The organism is Rhodococcus sp. NPDC003383 (assembly GCF_053589115.1).
In genome coordinates this window covers 1-19896 of sequence record NZ_JBSFRG010000036.1, presented here as the reverse complement: position 1 = coordinate 19896, position 19896 = coordinate 1, and the positions used below count along the sequence as shown (strand labels likewise).

Here is a 19896-nt window from a genome sequence, read left to right as displayed (position 1 = left end):
TCATTCCTCTCCGGGCCGATCTGTCACGTCGACGACGGCCTTGATGTTCCCGGGCGTCCGGTCGGATTCGAGCGCCTCGGCGGTCTTGTCGAGCGAGAACCGCGCGGTGACCATGGTGTCGAGATCCACCCGTCCCGACTCGACGAGGGCGAGCGCCGTCGGCCACGTGTTCGCATAGCGGAACACGCCGGTGAGGACGAGTTCGCGGTTCTGAATGATCTGCACCGGAAGCGTCATCGTCTCCGCGCCGGCGCCGACGAGTACGACGGTGCCTCCGGGACGGACCGCCCGGATCCCGGAGTCCACCGCGCTCGGAGCGCCGGAGGCGTCGATGTAGCTGTCCACCTGCAGGCTCGCCGGGTCGTCCACGCGCGGGTCGAGTGCGCGGGTGGCACCGTACGACAGTGCGCTCGTGCGGCGTCGTTCGTCGAGGTCGGTCACCACGATCTCGAGCGCACCGAATGCCCGGGCGACCTGGGCGACGACGACGCCGACCGGTCCGGCCCCGGTGACCAGGACGCGCGATCCGCCCGTGATCCGAGCCTTGCGCACGGCGGCGATGCCGACGGACAACGGTTCACACAGGGCCGCGGCGTCGTCCGAGACGGTCGCCGGCACGGGGTGCGCGAAGGCGGCGCCGATGGTGACGTACTCGCACAGCGCCCCGTCGACGGGCGGGGTGGCGAAGAACCGCATGTGCGGGCACAGGTTGTAGTCGCCGCGCCGGGTCTCCTCGGTGAGCGGATCGGGGCGTTGCGGTTCGATCGACACCCGCTCTCCGATCCGGTGCGCGGGCACACCCTTGCCGACGGCGACGACGACCCCGGCGGCTTCGTGCCCCAGGACGAGGGGGCCGGTGACGACAAACTCGCCGATTCGCCCTTCCCGGTAGTAGTGCGTGTCCGATCCGCACACCCCGACCGTGGTGACCCGGACGAGGACGTCCCCGGGGTCGGGAGCGGGTACGGGTCGCTCCTGCATCTCGATTCGGCCCGGTTCCACGAGAACCGCGGCGCGCATGGTTCGGGGGATCGAAGCGACGACTGTTGTGTAGGTCACACTGCGATGCTAGCGTAGTGAGCAAATGAACGCACCTATGAGCAAATGCTCACAAATCAAGGAGAGCGTGTGACCACGCCCGGCACGACCACCACCGCAGAGAAGGACACCTCGGCGACACCCGAGGACCTGCGCCTCGCCGTGCGCGCCGCGACGCTCTACTACCTCGACGGACTCACCCAGGCCGAGGTCGCGCAACGCCTCGGGGTCTCCCGGCCCACCGCGGGCCGCCTGGTGGCCCGGGCCCGAGCCCAGGGAATCGTCCGCATCGAGGTCGCCGTGCCGCCATCCCTGCGCGACGACCTGCACGCCGACCTCGAACGCGCCCTCGAGGAGCGGTACGGCCTCACCGAGGCCGTGGTGGTCGGCGCCCGCGTCGACGACACCGGCCCGGTCGAGGACTCCGCGAGCTTCGCCGCACTCGGGCGTGCCGCCGCAGCTCTGCTCACCCGCCGCATCCGCCCGACCGATACCCTCGGGTTCACGTGGGGACCGGAAACCGTCGCCGTCGCGCAGGCCCTGCCCTCCGGTGTCGCCGCATGCGCGCGGATCGTCCAGCTCGACGGCTCGGCCTCCGCGAGCACCTACCAGACGGGCACCGAGTTCGTCCTCGGCCGGTGCGCGGAACAGCTCCGGGCACAACCGCTTCGGCTTCCCACTCCCCTCTACGCCGACGCGGCGACCGTGGCGTCGATGCGCGCCGACTCGCTCATCTCGCGCACCCTGGAAATCGGCCGCAGCGCCGACATGATGATCTACGGGGTCGGCGCCGTCTCCACGGCCACCACCCTGTTCGAGGGCAGTTTCCTCGACACCACCGTGCTCGACGAACTCGACAGCCTCGGCGCGGTCGGGGAGATCGGCGGCCGGTTCTTCCACACCGACGGCACCCCCGTCCGCGGCGACCTCGAGGCACGTACGATGTCCGTTCCACTCGAAGATGTAAGAGACTGCACCACAACGATTCTCGTCACCGGAGGGCAATCGAAGCACCGCGCCGTCCTCGGCGCGCTCCGCGGTGGGCTCGCCACGATGCTCGTGTGCGACATCGCCTGCGCCCAGTACCTGCTCGGTACGGATCGGGCACCCGAGACCGCCTCCGTGCACGACGAGGCAGCACCCTTCGCCGACGGATGAACAGCACCCGTCGCCGACGGACGAACAGCACCCGTCGCCGACGGACGAACAGCACCGAAACGAGGTAGTCCATCGTGCCTACAGCAAGAAGATCCACCCGCGCGGCCGTCGCGGGCGCCGCAACCCTGTGCCTCGCGCTCAGCGGGTGCGCCGGCGCCGGATCCCTCGGCACATCCGGCCGGACCGTCACCATCGCGATGGTGTCGAACTCCCAGATGCAGGACGCACAGCAACTCGCGTCGCAGTTCGAAGCCGAGAATCCCGAGATCGACCTGAAATTCGTCACCCTCTCCGAGAACCAGGCCCGCGCCAAGATCACCGCCTCCACGGCGATGGGCGGGGGCGAGTTCGACGTCGTGATGATCAGCAACTACGAGACGCCCCAGTGGGCGGAGTACGGGTGGCTGACGAACCTGTCGCCGTACATCGAGCAGACCGAGGGCTACGACGCGGACGACATCATCCCCTCGCTGCGGGAAGCACTGTCGTACGAAGGCGATCTGTATTCGGTGCCGTTCTACGGCGAATCGTCGTTCCTCATGTACCGCAAGGATCTGTTCGAGGAAGCCGGAATCACGCTGTCCGATCCCCCGACCTGGACCGAGGTCGCCGACGCCGCCGCGCGACTCGACAGCCCGGACGTGAACGGGATCTGTCTACGCGGCAAGCCCGGCTGGGGCGAACTGCTCGCGCCGCTCGACACCGTCGTCAACACGTTCGGCGGCCGGTGGTTCGACGAGAACTGGAACGCGCAGCTGAACAGTCCCGAGTTCCGCGAGGCCGTGCAGTTCTACGTCGATCTCGTCCGCGAGTACGGCCAGCCCGGTGCTGCCACGAGCGGATTCAGCGAGTGCGCAACGCAACTCGCCCAGGGCCGGGTCGCCATGTGGTACGACTCGACGTCCGCGGTGTCGACGCTCGAGGATCCCGCGTCGAGCAACGTCGTGGGGAAGATCGGGTACGCGGCGGCTCCGGTGCAGGAGAAGGACCCCTCCGGCTGGTTGTACACGTGGTCGCTCGGCATCCCCGCGAGCAGTGAACACACCGACGACGCGTGGAAGTTCATCTCGTGGATGACCGACCGGGACTACCTGCGCACCGTCGGCGAGCAACTCGGCTGGGAACGGGTTCCGCCGGGCAGCCGGTTGTCGACCTACGAGATTCCCGAATACGCCGAGGCCGCAGCGGCCTACGGTCCGATCACCCTCGAATCCATCGAGACCGCCGATCAGAAGAACCCCACGGTCGACCCCGTTCCCTACACGGGCATCCAGTTCGTGGCCATCCCCGAGTTCCAGGATCTCGGCACCCGAGTCAGCCAGCAGATCAGCGCGGCCATCGCCGGACGTCAGACGGTCGACGAGGCACTCGAGCAAGCACAGAAGTACGCCGAGGCCGTCGGCGAGACCTATCGGGAGGCGTCGTCATGACCGCACCTGCAGCGCAGCGTCCGACACCGGACACGACCGAGCGCATCCGTTCGCTCCGGGACTCCAAGGAGGAGAGGGTCTCGCGGGCCGAGGGCTGGCGCCGGCGCGGTCCCCTGCTCCCGGCCCTGATCTTCACGATCGTGGTCACCCAGGTTCCGTTCCTGTTCACCCTGTACTACTCGACGCAGTCGTGGAACCTCGTCAGCCCCGGCTCCCGCCGGTTCGTCGGCCTCCAGAACTACGTCGACGTCTTCCAGGACAGCCAGTTCTGGCAGGTGGCGATCAACACCGTCGTCCTCATCGTCGGCACGGTGCTGGTCTCGGTAATCCTCGGCCTGATGCTCGCCCTGCTGCTGGACCGGGCCTTCCTCGGGCGCGGCATCGCCCGGACGCTGCTGATCACACCATTCCTCGTCACCCCGGTGGCCGCCGCCCTGGTGTGGAAGACGGCGATGTTCGATCCCGTCTTCGGCATCGTCAACTTCGTGCTCTCGCCGTTCGGTGTCGGCGAGGTCGACTGGATCAGCCGCTTCCCGTTGCCCGCGGTCATGATCGCGCTGATCTGGCAGTGGACGCCGTTCATGATGCTGCTTATCCTCGCCGGCCTGCAGTCGATGCCCCGCGACATCCTCGAGGCGGGCCGGGTCGACGGGGCCGGGGCCTTCGCCCTGTTCCGTGAACTGACGCTGCCGCACCTGCGCCGGTTCATCGAACTCGGCACCGTACTCGGCGCGATCTACCTGGTCAACACGTTCGACGCGATCTACATGATGACCCAGGGCGGTCCCGGCACAGCCAGCGCCAACCTGCCGTTCTACATCTACCAGCGCGCATTCCTGGGCTTCGACATCGGTCAGGCCGCCGCCATGGGCGTGGTGGTCGTCGTCGGCACCATCGTCGTCGCGACCTTCGCCCTGCGCCTGATCTTCACATCGTTCACCGGCAAGGAGGAGGCGGCATGAGCACCACCGTCACTACGCCGCAGGCATCGGACACCGCGGCACCGACCGGCCGCGTCGCCCGGACCGCGCGCAAGCGCAAGAACCGCCGGATGAATCCGTGGGGAGTCGTTGCCTGGATCGCGGCCATCGGCTTCTTCTTCCCCGTCTTCTGGATGGTGCTCACCGCCTTCAAGCAGGAGGCCGACGCCTACTCCGACCCGCCGAAGTTCTTCTTCTCCCCCACCCTGGACCAGTTCCGCGGAGTGTTCGAGACCGGAGTCGGAACGAGCCTGCTCAACTCGGCGTTCGCCACGATCGTCTCCACGATCCTGGTTCTGCTGCTGGGCATTCCGACGGCGTTCGCGCTGTCGCTGCGCCCGGTGCGCAAGACCAAGGACGTGCTGTTCTTCTTCATCAGCACCAAGATGCTGCCGATCGTCGCCGCGATCATCCCGCTGTACGTGATCGTCGCCGAGGTCGGTCTGCTCGACAACATCTGGGCCCTGATCGTCCTCTACACGGCGATGAACCTGCCCATCGCGGTGTGGATGATGCGCTCGTTCTTCCTCGAGGTTCCGGGCGAACTCCTGGAAGCGGCGAGCATGGACGGCGCGAGCCTGTGGACCGCGGTGCGGGAGCTGATCCTGCCCCTGGTCTCCCCCGGCATCGCCGCGACCGCCCTGATCTGCGTGATCTTCTCGTGGAACGAATTCTTCTTCGCGGTCAACCTCACTGCCGTTCAGGCACAGACGATTCCGGTCTTCCTCGTCGGCTTCATCACCGGTGAGGGCCTGTACTGGGCGCGGCTGTCCGCCGCGGCGACGATGGCGGCACTTCCGGTCGTCCTCGCCGGTTGGCTCGCCCAGAACAAGCTCGTACGCGGCCTGTCGTTCGGCGCCATCAAGTAGACCCGAACCTCTTTACCAGCAAGGACTTCCATCATGGCTGACATCACCTACGCCAACGCCTCGTGCATCTACGAGAACTCCGACACGTTCGCGGTCGACTCGCTGAACCTCGACATCGAGGACGGTGAATTCGTGGTCCTGGTCGGACCGTCCGGCTCCGGCAAGAGCACGGCGTTGCGGATGCTCGCCGGACTCGAGGACATCGACGAGGGATCGATCTCGATCGGCGGTAAGGACATGACCGGAGTGCCGTCGAAGGACCGGGACATCGCGATGGTCTTCCAGAACTACGCGCTGTATCCGAACAAGACGGTCGCCGAGAACATGGGCTTCGCACTCAAGATGCGCGGCGTGAGCGCCGACGAGCGTCGCCGCAAGGTCGAGGAGGCCGCGAAGATCCTCGATCTCACCGACTACCTCGACCGCAAGCCGGCCAAGCTCTCGGGCGGGCAGCGTCAGCGGGTCGCGATGGGACGCGCGATCGTGCGTGAACCGCAGGTGTTCTGCATGGACGAGCCGCTGTCGAATCTCGACGCGAAGCTGCGCGTGCAGACCCGCACGGAGATCGCGGCGCTGCAGCGACGCCTGGGCACCACCACCGTGTACGTCACCCACGACCAGGTGGAGGCGATGACGATGGGCGATCGCGTGGCCGTGTTGAAGAAGGGGGTGCTGCAGCAGTTCTCCAGCCCCACCGAGCTCTACGACCGTCCCGCCAACGCCTTCGTCGCCGGTTTCATCGGCTCCCCCTCGATGAACCTGCTCACGGCGCGGGTCGCCGACAACGGCGTCGTCGTCGGCAGCACCGTCGTCCCCGTCGAGCGGCAGCGGATCGCCAAGCTGCGCGCGGCCGGCATCGAAGAGGTCACCGCCGGTATCCGGCCGGAGGACTTCGAGATCGCCGACGAGGGCGTCGAGGCCGTCGTCGAGCTCGTCGAGGAACTCGGCAGCGAGTCGTATCTGTATACGCGGATTCCCGGCAGCGGGAACCAGGTGGTCGCGCGGGCGCTGACCCGAACCCCCGCCCGACTCGCCGACACCGTGCACCTGCGCAAGCGCGAAGGCACGGTGCACCTGTTCGACGTCGAGACCGGCGAACGGGTGGGCGACTGACGGCGCTCCGTCGCGACGGCGCGAAGCACCCGCGCAGGTTAGTGTCGGCGGGTGAACGCCCCACGAACCCCCGACGCGCCGGGCACGGACGCGCCCGGCACAGACGACACGCGCGCTCATCCCGTGACGGTCCTCGGACTGGATTTCGTCGGGCTCGTCGTCGGCCTGTTGTTCTTCGCGTGGAGCCTGAGCCCGTCCCTGATCCCCCGGGACTGGTTGTATCAGGGGTTGATCAGCGGCATCACCGCCGTGACCGGCTACGGCATCGGCGTGCTGATCGCCTACCCGGCACGACGGTGGATCGTGCCGCACCTGACATGGTGGCGCCGCCGCCACACGGTCCGGCAGATCACCCAGGCCGTGGTGGCGGTGCTCGTCGTCGCACTGGTGGTCGCGGCGCTGCTCGTCGCCGCCGATCGGCAGAACGAGATCGAAGCCCTCATGGGCATGGACGCAACCTCCTCGTTCGCGTATCTGCGCACCGGTCTCGTCGTCGCCGCCGTCTTCGCCGTGGTGCTGCTGATCGCCCGGGGCCTGCGCCGCCTCGCCGACGCGTTCGCGCGGTTTCTCGGTGCGCGCCTGCACATTCCGGTTCCGATCGCCCACGTGGTCGCCCCGGTCCTGCTGGCCGTCCTCGTCGTCGTGTTCGTCGACCAGGTACTGCTGGCCGGCAGTTCCAAGGCCGCGAACCTGGTCTTCTCCGGCGACAACAACAGCACCGATCCCGGCGACACGCAGCCGGTGGAACCCGAGCGGTCCGGCAGCCCGATGTCGACGGCCCCCTGGGACACCCTCGGCCGGCAGGGTCGCTCGTTCGTCGACGGCGGCGCACGGGCCGCCGAACTGACCGCGATCAACGGCCTTCCGGCGCGTGAACCGATCCGCGTGTACGCGGGGCTGGAATCGGCGCCGGACACCGCCGCCCAGGTCGACCTGGTGCTCGACGAACTCGACCGCACCGGGGCGTGGGATCGGCAGGTGCTCGTGGTCTCCGCGACCACCGGCACCGGCTGGGTCAATCCCGTCGCGGCGGATTCGATCGAGCTGATGTACAACGGGGACACCGCGATCGCCGCGATCCAGTATTCGTATCTGCCGAGCTGGATTTCGTTCCTCACCGACGGGTCCGCGGCAGCTTCCGCGGGCGAGGCGCTGATCGACGGGGTGCAGGAGCGGTGGTCGCAGCTGCCGGAGGATGCGCGTCCCCGGCTGCTCGTCTACGGAGAGAGCCTCGGGTCGCAGTCCGCGGAGGCCGCGTTCGACGACATCGCGGACCTGCGCTCGTCCGTCGACGGGGCGTTGTTCGTGGGACCACCGAATTCGAACACCCTGTGGCGTTCGCTGGTGGACGGGCGCGATCCCGGCAGCACCGAGGTGTTGCCCACCTACCACGGTGGTCTCGAGGTCCGGTTCGCCGACAGCGTGGAAGCGCTGGAACCGAACGGGCAGCCGTGGCTCGAACCGCGGGTCCTGTATCTGCAGCACGCGTCCGATCCGGTCGTGTGGTGGGGCCCGGACCTGCTGTTCACCCGCCCCGACTGGCTCTCCGAACCGCCCGGCCCGGACCGGGTTCCGTCGATGCGCTGGTATCCGATCGTCACGTTCTGGCAGGTGGCCGGCGATGTCATGCGCGGCACCTCACCACCGGTCGGGCACGGGCACAACTACGAGGATCTGATCCCGTACGGCTGGGCCGCGATCGCGCCTCCCGACGGGTGGACCACCGCCGACACCGAACGGGTCGCGAAGGTGGTCGAAGCCACGGCACTCGAGGACTCGGTGCCGGTCGGCTGAGAAGTTCGGGGCGCCGCCGGACCGCACGCGCGGTCCCGCGACGCCCCTCGACGAATCAGTTTCCGGAGAGGATCTCGTTCAGAGCGTTGCCGTCACCGGAGACGATGGCCTCGACCATCTGCAGGACCAGACCCTCGATCTGGCCACCGACGACCGGAACCTTGACGGTGACCTGGCCGCGGACCTCGAGGACCGCACCGCCGTCGCGAGCGCGCAGCTCGGAGCGCCCCTCGATCGACACCGGGAAGCTGGACGAGCCACCGGTCAGCGTCCCCTGTGCGGCACCGCCCTCGAGCGGGCCCCACTCGTCGGTCCGCTGCATCACCAGCGGTCCGCGCAGAATGCCGCGGACCACAGCCGGAAGTCCCGAGGTGTCGGTCTCGTCGGTGAGCGTGACCTTGACCGTGCCGGGACCTGCCGGGGAAGCGATTTCCACTGAGCCGGTCGTGCTTCCGCCCAGGCGGCCCTTCCAGTACTCCTCGCTGATCAGGGCGGCGTGGACCCGCTCCACGTCGTGGTCGATATCGGCGCTGAAAGAAAATTCTTTGGACATGGGCGCAAACAATAGCGTCCCCCGCGGGGGTCGCCTACAGCGCTCCCGGCAAAGCCGACGACGCCCTGCCGCGGGCCCGTCCGGCCCGGAGAATCAGGCGCCCGGGTGCTCCGATTCGGTCACTTTGCGGGCGAACTCGATGGTCCGCTCGAGGGCGATCCGAGCGTCTTCGAGCGAGAGATCGAACTGGTACTCGTGGCCCAGTTCCGGCTCGTGGTCCTCGGGATAGAACAGGGCGTCGACGGTGACACCGAGGTCGGTGAGCTTCGCAGCCAACGGTTTCGACTGGGTGTTCGTCAGGGGATCGCCGTTGCCGCCGGTGATGTAGGTGGCGGGGAACTCGCCGGTGACCCACCGCAGCGTGGACATCTGCGCGGCCGCCTCCGAGGAGCGGAAGTCCCGGGCCCCCGTGTAGGCCCACAAAGCCTGCTTCACACCCCACCCGATCAGGCCGCCGCTGCCGCCCATCGCGGGAACGTCGTAGATTCCGCAGTTGAGCACCACGCCGCGCAGCCGCTCCGGGGTCAGCGCCGGAGTGATCCCGATCGCGGCGGCATAGGCCGGGTCGGTGACCGCCGCGGCGAGCTGCGCCGACAACTGTGCGCCCGCGGAATCACCCGCCAGGACGATGCGATCCGGGTCGATGTGCAGTTCGTCCGCGTGCTCGACCAGGTAGGCGTGCGCGTCGTTGAGCTGGTGCACGGGCGTCGGGTAGCGATGTTCGGGGGCGAGCGAGTAGCCGAGCGAGACCACGGTGAACCCGGCGTCCGCGAGCCGCCGGTAGTAACCGGCATAGTTCGTCCGGTCCCCGGACAGCCACGCGCCGCCGTGCGTCCACACGATCGTCGGCAGCGCGGTCGTCGTTCCGGTCGGGGTGTAGACGTCGAGATACGCGTCGGGGTCGCCGGCGCGATACGGCACGTCGGCGACGAGATCGGTGACCGGGGCCCCGACCTCGAGTTTCGCGGTCTGGTCACGGGCACCACGTTCGAACAGCACGCGGACCAGAAGCGCCCCGGGCGTCGGCGTCAGGGCGAAGGACGCGGCGATGATCGCGAGCACCACGACGATCACTGCCAGAACCCACCGCAGGACGTGCCGACGCGGGCGAACTCGAGGGGTGGGGCTGGTCGTCGTCACTCGTTCTCCTGCCGTGGGTCGGGCCCGGTCTGCCCGCCGGGACCGTCCCGTTCGAGCCCGTCGATCATCGCAAACCGCGGCTCGTTCTACGGGACCATCGCGCGCAGTGTCGCGAGCGCGGGACGGACGTTCGCGAGGTACCGGGCCATCGCGTCCTGCACCTTCGGCCGGTCGACATGCTGCCGCAGCCCTCGGGCCGTGTTGAGACGGGCGCGTTCGAGCCACTCCGCGATGTCCGGTTCCTTCGACCACATCCGGTCGGCGGACATCTCGACGAGCAGACCCCGCGCCCAGTCGAGCGGAACGTCGGGCAGCCGGTTCGTCGGGCACAGCCGGTTCTTCTCGTCGAGGGGACGGCCGGTCGACTCCACGAACCCGACCATCGCGGCGTTGAACGGGACGAGCCCCGACCGGACGGGCTGCAGCGTGATCCGGCCGGGCGCGAAGATCGGCACGGCCGGTGCCGGATTCAGGCCGCGGGCGGCGCAGTGCACGTGCACCGCGTCCGGCACGGTCGCGACCGTGCCGCCGTCGAGGTGGATCTCCCGGCCGTCGAGGCGTCGTACATGCCCGAGCTGCACCACTTTCCGGATCTGCCGCAGCATCTTCAGCTCGGCGGTGCTCATCGTCGGCGCCTTGTACATCGAGGGTGTGACGCGGTCGTCGACCCGGAACAGCTGTTCGCTCGCCTCGAGCCGGGCGAACAGGTCGTCCGGCGAGGTCGCGTGCGCCGCCGATTCCAGTTGCCGCGCGATGCCTTCGATCAGATCGTCCACCAGTTCGCCGCCCTGCGCGAAGAACCGGTTCCGCAGCCACGCCTCCCGCGGCTTGATCCACCGGATCGCGTCCGGGTCGACACCGGTCTGCAGCAGCCACAGGCACGCGTCGATCGCGGTCTTGCCGGCACCGATCACGACGTAGCATTCGGCCGGTCCCGCCACGTGCGGCAACTCGCCGACGGGAATGCACCGGGCGTCCGGGGCGACGGCGAACGGCGGCGCGGTGGTCGCCGGGACCGCCGGTTCGAGATAGGTGGCGTCGACCACCGCCTTCCGGACCTTCACCTCGAAGCACTCGCCGGACAGGCGCGAGACGTAGCGCTCCCCACCGACGTATTCGCACATCGGGAAGTACCGGACCGCACCGGAATCGAGCAACGACGTGCGCATGACCCGGTCGTAGTATCCGCAGATCTCGGCGGCCCCGGCCTGCTCGTACATGCCGGCGTTCGGCCCGGTCCGATCGATGGTGTCGGCGCCGAGCGGCAGCGAGTTCACCCCGTAGTAGGCCGACGGCTGGTGCAGCCTCACGAACGGGTAGGCATCGTTCCAGTGCCCGCCCGGCGCGTGCCTGCGGTCGACCATCACGACGTCGGCGTCGGAATCGGCGATCAGCGCATCGGTGAACGCCATCCCGGCGGCGCCGGCGCCCACCACCAGGTAATCGGTGTCGAGGGTGTGGGTGACCATGTTCGTCCCGCTCTCCGTGCTCTCCCACGATCGCACGCGCTCCCGGGCCTGTCACGAGAACGGGCCCGGGAGCGCGCCGGTCACCACACGTCGCAGAAGTTCATCGCGAGGTAGTCGTGGGGCAGACCGCCCTCCGTGATCACGTCCCCTTCCCACCAGCGGAAGGTCTGCGCCGCGAAGCCGGTCGCGGCAGCGTGGATCTCCCCTTCCCGCGGGTAGTGGTATTCGACGTGGATCGAGTCGGCCGTCTCCGCCACGACCGTCGGGTGCAGCGCGCATCCGGTCGCCGTGCCCAGATAGCTACCGCGGTGGAACAACAGCAGATGCGTCGGCGACCATCCGGTGGCGTCGACGATCCCGACCTGCGCGTAGCTCAGGTCGGTGCAGCGGTTGTAGTTGCCGTTGTACGCGTAGCGCCAGGTCGCGTCCGGAATCTGCTGCGGCGCAGACAGCTCGTCGATCGCCGCGAACACCTCGGGTGCCGCGAGATCGATCTGCGCGTCGCACGGCGCGTCCTCGCGGAACAGCGGCGCCGGGAACGCGTCCCGCGCCGGAACGGCAGCCTGCGCATTCCCCACCGCAGTGCAGGCCACCACGATCGCGGCCGCGCTGCTGAGCAACGCGGCCGTGGTCTTCCCCCTCAATTCCCCATCCCTTCGTCGGATGCGCTCGCGTGTCGAGCACAGAGCGGGTATCGAACCCCGACGGGATTTCGTAACACCGCGGCCCGCACCCGGATCCGCGGCCGGGATTCCTATCTCGCGGGCGGACAGATCACCACGGGACATCCGCTGCGCTGCAGCACATCGCGGCCGACCGACCCGATCACCGCGCCGGCGAACCGGCCGCGGCCGTGACTGCCGACGCAGATCAGCTGGGCATCGGCGGCGTGCCCGAGCAGCGCGTCGGCCGGATCGCCCTCGACGGACACTTCGACGACTGGCACCTGCGGAAACCGCTCCCGGGCAGCGGCCAGGGCCTCCGGCGGCACGCCGCGGGACGGCTCGGTCACCCCCGGCAGCGAGAACCACGCGTGTACCGCCACCACGGAGGTCCCGAACAGTGCGGCCAGCTCGAACGCCACCAGTGCGACGCTCGCCCCGCGCGGTCCCGGTTCGATACCGACGACGACCGGACGCTCGTCGTCGGGAAGGCGGCCCGGCTGTCCCCGCCAGCTCGCGACCGGGCAGGAGGCACGTCGCACCAGGTCCTGCGCCGTGGACCGGCGCAGCAGTGCTTCGAGTGCGCCGCTGCCGCTTCCGCTGTGCCCCAGCACGACCAGGTGGGCGCCTGCGCTCGCGGCGGCCAGTGCCGTGGTGACCGGCCCGGATTCGACCCGGCCCTCGACCTCCAGCCGCGGAAAATACGCGCGCACGACGGTGACGACGTCGGTGACGATCGCTTCCGCTGCGCGATATTGCTCCTCGGCCAACGGTTCCCGGCCACCCACCTCGGGCGCGGTACTCGGGCGGCGCCGCTCCGGCAGGACGTACACGACGTGGAGTCCGCATCGCCGACGCGCCGCGACCGCCGCCGCCCATTTCGCGGCATCGGTGGCGGACCGCGATCCGTCGACTCCGACCACCATCACGCCGTTTTCGGCCATGTGCACCGCCCGTTCACGGTTCCCGGAAGGTTCGACGGGACGAGAATACCGGCAGTGTCGCGGCGGACCTGACAGACTGCCGATATGTCGATCGGGTGGAGGGTTCTCGCGCTGTTCTGCGCGTTCGGGATACTGGCTGCGTGTTCGTCGTCGAACGGGTTGCAGGACACGGCGCGGACACCCGCCGGCGTCGAGAGCGCCGACCCCGCGCAGGCCGACGCGATCATGCGGATCGTCGAGCAGGCGATGGCGGACCGTCACCTGCGGGCGGTGATCGTCCGGGTCACCGAGGACGGCGAGGAGATCGTCACGCGCGCGGTCGGCGAGTCGATGACCGGGGTGCCCGCGACCCCGGACATGCACTTCCGCAACGGCGCCGTCGCGATCTCGTACATCTCGACGGTGCTGCTGCAGCTGGTCGACGAGGGCACGGTGACGCTCGACGACCGGGTGTCCCGGTGGCTGCCGGACATCCCGCACACCGACCGCGTCACGCTCGGCCAGCTCGCGCAGATGACCTCGGGCTACCCGGATTACGTCATCGGCAACGACGAGTTCGCGAACGCGATCTACGCCGATCCGTTCCGGTCGTGGACACCCGAGGAGCTTCTCTCGTATGCGACGTCGAAACCGTTGCTGTACGAGCCCGGCACCAACTGGAACTACGCGCACACCAACTACGTGATCCTCGGCCTGGCTCTCGAGAAGATCACCGGTAAGACCGTCGAAACGCTTGTGCAGGAACGGATCCTGGACCCACTGCAACTCGACGACACCCAGGCGACGCAGACCCCGGCGATCCCGGATCCCGTGCTGCACGCGTTCAGTTCGGAGCGCCGCCAGTTCCTGGGTATTCCTCCCACCACTCCGTTCTACGAGGAGACCAGCTTCTGGGATCCGTCGTGGACGATCACGAACGGCGCCGTCCAGACCAGCAACATCTACGACCTCCACGACACCGCGGTCGCGGTGGGCACCGGCCGGTTGCTCTCCCCCGAGTCGCACCGAGCGATGGTCTCGACCGATCTGCGCGGCAGGACACACGCACAACCCGGCTGCGCGACGTGCGCCGAACAGACCGAGGGCTACACGTACGGGCTGGGCGTCGTGATCTCCGGCGACTGGCTGCTGCAGAACCCGCTGTTCGCCGGGTACTCGGCGGTCGAGGCGTATCTGCCGGACCGGAAGATCGCGATCGCGGTCGCGGCGACCTACGGTCCGGAAGCGTTCGCCGACACCGGCGCATACTCGAATCAGGCCCAGGCCCTGTTCCGGGAGATCGGTGCGCAGATCGCGCCGGACCACGCCCCACCGGCGCCGCCCGGGTAGGCGGCGCGTGCGACACACCGCCTGCGCGGCGAGCCGTTCGGTTGCCGACGTGCGAAGCTGCGGCGGGGAGTCCTGACGCGGGGGCCACAGGCGGGGGAGGTAGTGCGATGGCGGCAATGGACGCGATGGGTGCCTTGATGATGACGGCCGAGGAGCTGTCGAATCCGATGCACATTTCTGCGCTGATCGTCCTGGCACCGCCCGAGGGTGCCGGGTCTGCCTTCGTCGACGAGATCCACCGCGCGTGCCGTGTCGACGCGGACCTCCTCGACCCGCGGCTGCGCCGTCGTCCGCACCGCGGCGTCGACACGGGCGGGGCGTGGACCTGGCGCGACGCCGACCCGGACATGAGCGAGCACGTGTTCCGGAGGACGCTGCCGGCCGGTTCGGGCCGGGAGGCACTGTGGTCGTTCGTCGGTGACGTGCACGCCGAGCCGCTCGATCGGTCGCGGCCCATGTGGCAGGTGCACGTGATCGACGGTTTCGACGGCGATCGGATCGGATTGCTCGTCAAGGTGCACCATTCGGTGGTCGACGGCATCGGCGGCATCCGGATGATCGAGTCCTGGGTGTGCGACGATCCGGACCGCCGTGGCATGCAGTTGTTCACCGCGCCCTCCCGGGAACGGGATTCGAGTGCCGGCACCCGGTTCCCGGGACCGCTCGCACTGGCCCGCTCGACGGTCGAGGCCGCGGCGGCAGGCGCGGACTTCGCGGTGCGGCTCGGCAAGGGTGGATTCCTGAACGTCTTCAAGGCGTTGACCGGAGGCAGCGCGACCCTGCCGTTCTCGGCGCCCGACACCAGGTTCAACGGCAGGCTCGCGCCCGCACGCTCCGTCGCCGGGGCCGAGATCTCCCGTGCCCGCGTCCGCGCGGTCGCCCAGGAAACGGGCACCACCACCAACGACGTCCTGACCGCCGTCGTCGCCGGTGTGCTGCGGTACTGGCTGCTCGCCCACGACGAACTTCCCGACGAATCCCTGGTCGCGATCTGCCCGATCACGGTCCGGCCCCGCGACGCCGCCGCGGACGACGCCGCCGCCAATGCGTTCGGTGTCGCGCTGTGCACGCTCGGCACCGAACGGGACGATCCGGCGCAGCGGCTCGCCACCGTCCATCGGTCCATGTCGGAGGCGAAAGAGCAGGTCGCCGATCTCGGATCGGGTGCGTCGCTGGCCGTGGCCCTGCCCGCCATCGCGCCGACGGTGCTGCTCCCCCAGGTTCCGTTCGCGCCGACTCCGCGGCCGGCGTTCAACCTGGCGTTGTCGAACGTGCCGGGTCCGCCCACCGACCGGTACTGGAACGGCGCCCACCTCGAGGCGATCTACCCGGTCTCCACGGTGTACGACGGTCTCGCCCTCAACATCACCGTGTGCTCGTACGACGACAAGCTCGACATCGGGTACGTCGCGGGGCGAGAACAACTTCCCGACATCGAGACGCTCATTCCGCTCACGGAACGGGCGCTGTCGGATCTCGAAGCGGCGGTAGGGATCGAACGGTAGGCGAACCAACCGGGACCGCAGCGGAGAGGAGGACGTCCACCAGGTCGGGGAGCCCATCGGCGGGTCCGCCGGCCGGGTACACCCCGCCGACGGCGAACGCTCCGACGATCGCGACGTGGAGCCGGTCCGCGAGCAGGTCGCCGTCCACCACATCCAGGCGCGCGGTGAGTCCGCGCAGCCGGCGGTGGAGCTCCGCTTCGTGGTCGAGGCACCTGTCCCGGATGCGGGCGTGATCGGAATCGAATTCCGCTGCGGTGTTGACGAATACGCAGCCGCGATATCCCTCCGAGGTCGCGAGGTCCCGCATCCACGTCGCCTGCGCGACCAGTTCGTCCCGAGCATCCGGGTTCTCGCGGGCCACTGCATCCCATTTCCGCCAGAACATGTCGTTCCGGCGTTGCAGCACTGCCACGATCAGGTCGTCCTTGCTCGGAAACCATCTGTACAGACTGGCTTTCGAGATCCCGGATCGCCGGAGCACCTCGTCGATGCCGACCGCCCTGACACCGTTGACGTAGAAGAGTTCCGTCGCGACGTCGACCAGCCGGTCGCGGACAGCGGTTCCGCGCAGCTGCCGGGGCTTGTCGCTCACACCGGCTCCCGCCGGGCCGTCGCGATGACCGTCTTGCCGAAGCCACCGCGCCGCACGGCAGCCTGTTGCGCGTCGGCGGCGTGGTCGAGATCGAATTCGGCGCCGACCACGAAGCGAACGGCACCGCAGTCCACGAGTGCGGCGAACTCGCCGAGCGCCGCCGGATCGGGTTCGACCAGGCAGGATCGGACATGAATCCCCAGGCGCTCGGCATCCTCCGGATAGGCCGGAATCGACCACGCGGTCGCCAACGCCGCGGTGCCGCCCGGTTTCACCCGGTCGAGCAGGCTTCTCCCGAACTCGTGCCCGACGTAGTCGAGGAAGGCATCGACCGGGGCGATCTCCCGCAGCGCACCCGGATCCTCGTAGTCCACGCAGGTTTCCGCGCCGAGCGCATGCAGCGTGTCATGGTGATCCGGCCTCGCCAGTGCGACGACGGTCGCTCCCCTGACCGCCGCGATCTGGACCGCCAGGTGACCCACGCCGCCCGAGGCTCCGTCCACGAGCACGCGATGACCGGCGACCACGCCTGCTGCGTCGAGCATCTGCCAGGCGGTCAACGCTGCCATCGGTGCGGAGCCCGCCTCCGCGAAGGTCATCGTGGAAGGGATCCGCACCAGTTGATGCGCCGGAACGGTGACGAACTCCGCATAGGTGCCGGCGGGGTGCGGGAACAGCGCCAGGCCGAAGACGCGGTCTCCGACGCGATGCCGGGTCACGCCGTACCCGACGGCGTCGACGGTGCCGGCGACATCCCAGCCGGGGACGAACGGAAGCCGCATGGACTGCTCGTACCCCGCGTGTTTCCCGGTGTAGATGTCGATCGGGTTCACGCCGGTGGCCGCCATCGCGACCCGCACCTCGCCGGCGGCGGGTTCGGGGCGGGGTACTTCGACCACCTCGAGCGGTGATCCCCAGGTCTCGTGTCGCGCGGCGCGCATCGTCGCGGTCGCCGGACCGCGGGCACCGACGATCACGATGCCCCGACCGGTTCGGCGGCGACCCCGGTCGCCGAGGCCGCGTCACCAACTCGTCCGGACATCCGCATCCTCCCGAGAATTCGAATAGAGACAGATCTGTCTCTTTATATCGGCCGACGTGGAGGCCCGCCGCGCCCTCGTGACAGCCCACAGTCGAACCCGCCTCTCGGCAGGACCGGCCACCGGACCGCGGCGGACCGGGGTGCGCCACCGGCGCTCGCCTGCCGATCCGCTCGCCCGACCTGTGAAACGCGACAGCGGGTGTGTCGTACCTCACTTCCGTGTAACAAGGGCGATAGCGTCACACGATAGAGAGGTCACACGCAGAGTTGGCAGGGGGTTCCCAGTGACTACAACCCAGAGGCGCCTGTTGTTCGTCGGTCATCCCGACGAGGCCGAGATCTCCCAGTGGACGTCCGTGCGAGATCTGGCCTCGCAGCAGGGATGGGAGACCACCCGGCGGTTCACGCCGGATCTGATCACGTGCGCGATCGCGACCGACGACGTGCTGGGTGGCGTCTGCACCCCCACGGAGGCGTCGACCCTGCGTGCCGTGACCGCCTCGTCGATCCCCTGCATGCGCGCCGGGGACGCACTCGTTCAGCTCTTCGCTCGCGGCGACGTCGCGGACGCGACCGCCTGACCGGCAGCCTCGTCCGGCGAACGTCGGCGTGCAGGCACGCGGGTATCAGTTCTCGCGCGCGGTCTCCCAAAGCCCCATGAGGTTGCCCTCGGAATCCTTGAAGTACGCCGCGAAACCCATCGTGCCCACGGGTGTACGGGGCGAGACGGTCTTCCCACCCAGTGATTCGATCTTTTCGAGTGCCTGATCGATGTTGTCGACGTCGATGGTGACGACCGGTGCAGCGGCTTCCCCTCGCTGCATCATGCCGCCGCCGATGTAGCCGGGTTCGGACGACATTCCGGTCTCGTCGGTCGGGCCGGTGACGACGATCGTGTAGTCCAACTCGGGCATCTCGTTGATCTGCCACCCGAACGCTTCCCGATAGAAGCTGCGGGCGCGGTCACCGTCGTCGAACGGGATCTCGAAGTGCACAACTTTGCCGGACATGGCTGGTGCCTCCTTCTTGTGGGCCGCCGGAGGTGCGGCTCGTTCCACGGTAGGACGAGCGGTTGCGGTTCGTCACCGGTCACCGTGGAGACCGGCGGGGTCGACGAGCTCGACCGCCGCTCCCGTCACGGCGTCGAACAACGCCGCGGTGGCGGGGTCGTCCCGGTCGACGCTCCCCTCGTTCCCGGCGAGGTTCGCCTCGAGGAAGGCGCGTACCGGCGAGGCGTCGATGCCGCGTTCGCCGCGGCGGCACTCGTCCGAGACCGCGAACGTCATGAGGAACAGGTGCGGGACACGCTCCCCGCCGGCCTGGATGGCCGGCTGGAAGTACGGGACAGGGATGATTTTCGCGCCGGCGGCCGCGTAGAACTTCAGCCGCCTCTCGGGGTCACCGAAGCCGATGTCGGTGTGGTGTCGCGGGTCCTCGACCTCACCCACGATCAACAGTGGATCGACGCGTCGCTGCCAGTCCGCGAGCACCGCCCGCAGGATCCTGCCCCCGATTCCGCCGCCCCGCCGCCCCGGCCGGATCGCCAGGTACGCGGTCAGCATGACCCGGCATTGAGGAAACCATTGGCCCACAGCGCCACCCAGGATCTCTCCGGCGTCGTCGAATGCCACGGAGGCAACGGTGTCACCACCGGGATCGTTCAGGTGGGCAAGGAATTCGGCGCGCGGGATCAGTTCGGAGTCGGCGAACGACGGCGCGAGCACCGAATCGTAGAACTCCTCGATCTTCGATGCCGGAAGATCTCCGGAGTCGCGGACGTCGAGTTCCACAGTCACTCCTTCGCCGGGTGCGCGGGTCCCCGGAGCGGAGCCTACCGGTGCGCTGACGCGCCGGTGTGCCCTAATGGCGCCCCCCACCGCCACAAAGGCACACCACCGAGGTGTTTCAACCGGTGCCGCGGTGGGTACGTGAGCCGAGCAGAAGCCCGGTAGCGCAGGAGGTTGCGATGAACGCCAACGTCGTCCAACTCGTGCTGCTGCTGGTGTTTGCACTGGCGACGGTGGCCGTTCTGCAATGGCGGATGGCGCGGGCACGCAACACCCATCGGCACCCCGGCGCCACCGACCCGGGTCCGCATTTCCGGCCGACCGGGTAGGTCATCCGCGCGCGGTCGGCGATCCTCGCGTCGGCCCCACCGCTCGTGCGCGGTTTCGGTAGCGGGGGCTACCGAAACCGCGCACGAGGGCGAGGGGGGGGCATAGGTGGTGGACCACCATGCGCCCCAAAACCCGGGGGGGGGTTGCCACGGACCCGGGCG

20 protein-coding genes are annotated in these 19896 nt (G+C 68.9%); 10 read left to right on the top strand and 10 right to left on the bottom strand.

Annotated elements, in window-relative coordinates; genetic code table 11:
- On the bottom strand, nt 1-1020 hold the full coding sequence (locus ACWDTS_RS24320; protein WP_450119191.1) for an NAD(P)-dependent alcohol dehydrogenase: 1020 nt from the start codon (nt 1018-1020) through the stop codon (nt 1-3).
- A gap of 108 nt (nt 1021-1128) precedes the next feature.
- On the opposite strand from ACWDTS_RS24320, the gene ACWDTS_RS24315 reads away from it, so the two are divergent.
- The 6 genes from ACWDTS_RS24315 (at nt 1129) to ACWDTS_RS24290 (ending at nt 8382) form a co-directional block, all read left to right on the top strand.
- Nucleotides 1129-2196, top strand: coding sequence for a sugar-binding transcriptional regulator (locus ACWDTS_RS24315; protein ID WP_248675005.1), 1068 nt, complete (start codon nt 1129-1131; stop codon nt 2194-2196).
- Nucleotides 2197-2270: 74 nt separating this feature from the next.
- Entirely contained in the window at nt 2271-3626 is a 1356-nt protein-coding gene (locus tag ACWDTS_RS24310; RefSeq protein ID WP_450109196.1) for an ABC transporter substrate-binding protein, read from the top strand.
- Nucleotides 3623-4588: a carbohydrate ABC transporter permease gene (locus ACWDTS_RS24305; RefSeq protein WP_450119174.1), complete on the top strand. Its 966-nt coding sequence runs from the start codon at nt 3623-3625 to the stop codon at nt 4586-4588. The genes ACWDTS_RS24310 and ACWDTS_RS24305 overlap by 4 nt, the downstream gene beginning before the upstream one ends.
- A complete protein-coding gene (locus ACWDTS_RS24300; RefSeq protein ID WP_450119173.1) occupies nt 4585-5475 on the top strand; it encodes a carbohydrate ABC transporter permease in 891 nt (296 codons plus the stop codon). The genes ACWDTS_RS24305 and ACWDTS_RS24300 overlap by 4 nt, the downstream gene beginning before the upstream one ends.
- A gap of 33 nt (nt 5476-5508) precedes the next feature.
- Entirely contained in the window at nt 5509-6588 is a 1080-nt protein-coding gene (locus tag ACWDTS_RS24295) for an ABC transporter ATP-binding protein (protein WP_197256240.1), read from the top strand.
- 51 nt (nt 6589-6639) lie between these two features.
- On the top strand, nt 6640-8382 hold the full coding sequence (locus tag ACWDTS_RS24290) for an alpha/beta hydrolase (protein WP_450119172.1): 1743 nt from the start codon (nt 6640-6642) through the stop codon (nt 8380-8382).
- Nucleotides 8383-8437: 55 nt separating this feature from the next.
- On the opposite strand, the gene ACWDTS_RS24285 is transcribed toward ACWDTS_RS24290, so the two are convergent.
- The 5 genes from ACWDTS_RS24285 to ACWDTS_RS24265 form a co-directional block, all read right to left on the bottom strand.
- Nucleotides 8438-8935 (bottom strand): DUF2505 domain-containing protein, encoded by a 498-nt coding sequence (locus ACWDTS_RS24285; RefSeq protein ID WP_197256237.1) that lies wholly within the window; start codon nt 8933-8935, stop codon nt 8438-8440.
- Between the two features lie 93 nt (nt 8936-9028).
- On the bottom strand, nt 9029-10075 hold the full coding sequence (locus ACWDTS_RS24280) for an alpha/beta hydrolase (protein ID WP_248675006.1): 1047 nt from the start codon (nt 10073-10075) through the stop codon (nt 9029-9031).
- 86 nt (nt 10076-10161) lie between these two features.
- Nucleotides 10162-11544, bottom strand: coding sequence for an NAD(P)-binding protein (locus ACWDTS_RS24275; RefSeq protein WP_450119171.1), 1383 nt, complete (start codon nt 11542-11544; stop codon nt 10162-10164).
- Between the two features lie 80 nt (nt 11545-11624).
- Nucleotides 11625-12188, bottom strand: coding sequence for an LppP/LprE family lipoprotein (locus ACWDTS_RS24270; RefSeq protein WP_450119170.1), 564 nt, complete (start codon nt 12186-12188; stop codon nt 11625-11627).
- A 110-nt stretch (nt 12189-12298) separates the two neighbouring features.
- Entirely contained in the window at nt 12299-13150 is an 852-nt protein-coding gene (locus ACWDTS_RS24265) for a universal stress protein (RefSeq protein ID WP_197256231.1), read from the bottom strand.
- 84 nt (nt 13151-13234) lie between these two features.
- Between ACWDTS_RS24265 and ACWDTS_RS24260 the strand changes: the two genes are divergently transcribed.
- Nucleotides 13235-14479 (top strand): serine hydrolase domain-containing protein, encoded by a 1245-nt coding sequence (locus ACWDTS_RS24260; protein ID WP_197256229.1) that lies wholly within the window; start codon nt 13235-13237, stop codon nt 14477-14479.
- Nucleotides 14480-14586: 107 nt separating this feature from the next.
- Nucleotides 14587-15984 carry a wax ester/triacylglycerol synthase family O-acyltransferase gene (locus tag ACWDTS_RS24255; protein WP_450119169.1) on the top strand — a complete coding sequence of 466 codons (1398 nt, stop codon included), beginning with the start codon at nt 14587-14589 and terminating at the stop codon, nt 15982-15984.
- On the opposite strand, the gene ACWDTS_RS24250 is transcribed toward ACWDTS_RS24255, so the two are convergent.
- Both ACWDTS_RS24250 and ACWDTS_RS24245 read right to left on the bottom strand, forming a co-directional pair.
- Complete coding sequence (locus ACWDTS_RS24250; RefSeq protein ID WP_450119168.1) at nt 15932-16576, bottom strand: TetR/AcrR family transcriptional regulator; 645 nt, start codon at nt 16574-16576, stop codon at nt 15932-15934. The genes ACWDTS_RS24255 and ACWDTS_RS24250 overlap by 53 nt on opposite strands.
- Nucleotides 16573-17553, bottom strand: a complete 981-nt coding sequence (locus ACWDTS_RS24245) for an NADP-dependent oxidoreductase (protein ID WP_450119167.1) — start codon at nt 17551-17553, stop codon at nt 16573-16575. Before ACWDTS_RS24245 ends, ACWDTS_RS24250 begins: the two co-directional genes overlap by 4 nt.
- A gap of 349 nt (nt 17554-17902) precedes the next feature.
- On the opposite strand from ACWDTS_RS24245, the gene ACWDTS_RS24240 reads away from it, so the two are divergent.
- Nucleotides 17903-18199, top strand: a complete 297-nt coding sequence (locus tag ACWDTS_RS24240; protein WP_197256219.1) for a hypothetical protein — start codon at nt 17903-17905, stop codon at nt 18197-18199.
- A 45-nt stretch (nt 18200-18244) separates the two neighbouring features.
- Here the strand turns inward: ACWDTS_RS24240 and ACWDTS_RS24235 are convergent, their stop codons facing one another.
- Together ACWDTS_RS24235 and ACWDTS_RS24230 are read right to left on the bottom strand one after the other, a co-directional pair.
- Nucleotides 18245-18628, bottom strand: coding sequence for a VOC family protein (locus tag ACWDTS_RS24235; protein WP_450119166.1), 384 nt, complete (start codon nt 18626-18628; stop codon nt 18245-18247).
- A gap of 72 nt (nt 18629-18700) precedes the next feature.
- Complete coding sequence (locus ACWDTS_RS24230) at nt 18701-19408, bottom strand: hypothetical protein (protein WP_450119165.1); 708 nt, start codon at nt 19406-19408, stop codon at nt 18701-18703.
- A gap of 176 nt (nt 19409-19584) precedes the next feature.
- On the opposite strand from ACWDTS_RS24230, the gene ACWDTS_RS24225 reads away from it, so the two are divergent.
- A complete protein-coding gene (locus ACWDTS_RS24225; RefSeq protein ID WP_197250450.1) occupies nt 19585-19734 on the top strand; it encodes a hypothetical protein in 150 nt (49 codons plus the stop codon).
- Nucleotides 19735-19896: the final 162 nt, after the last annotated feature.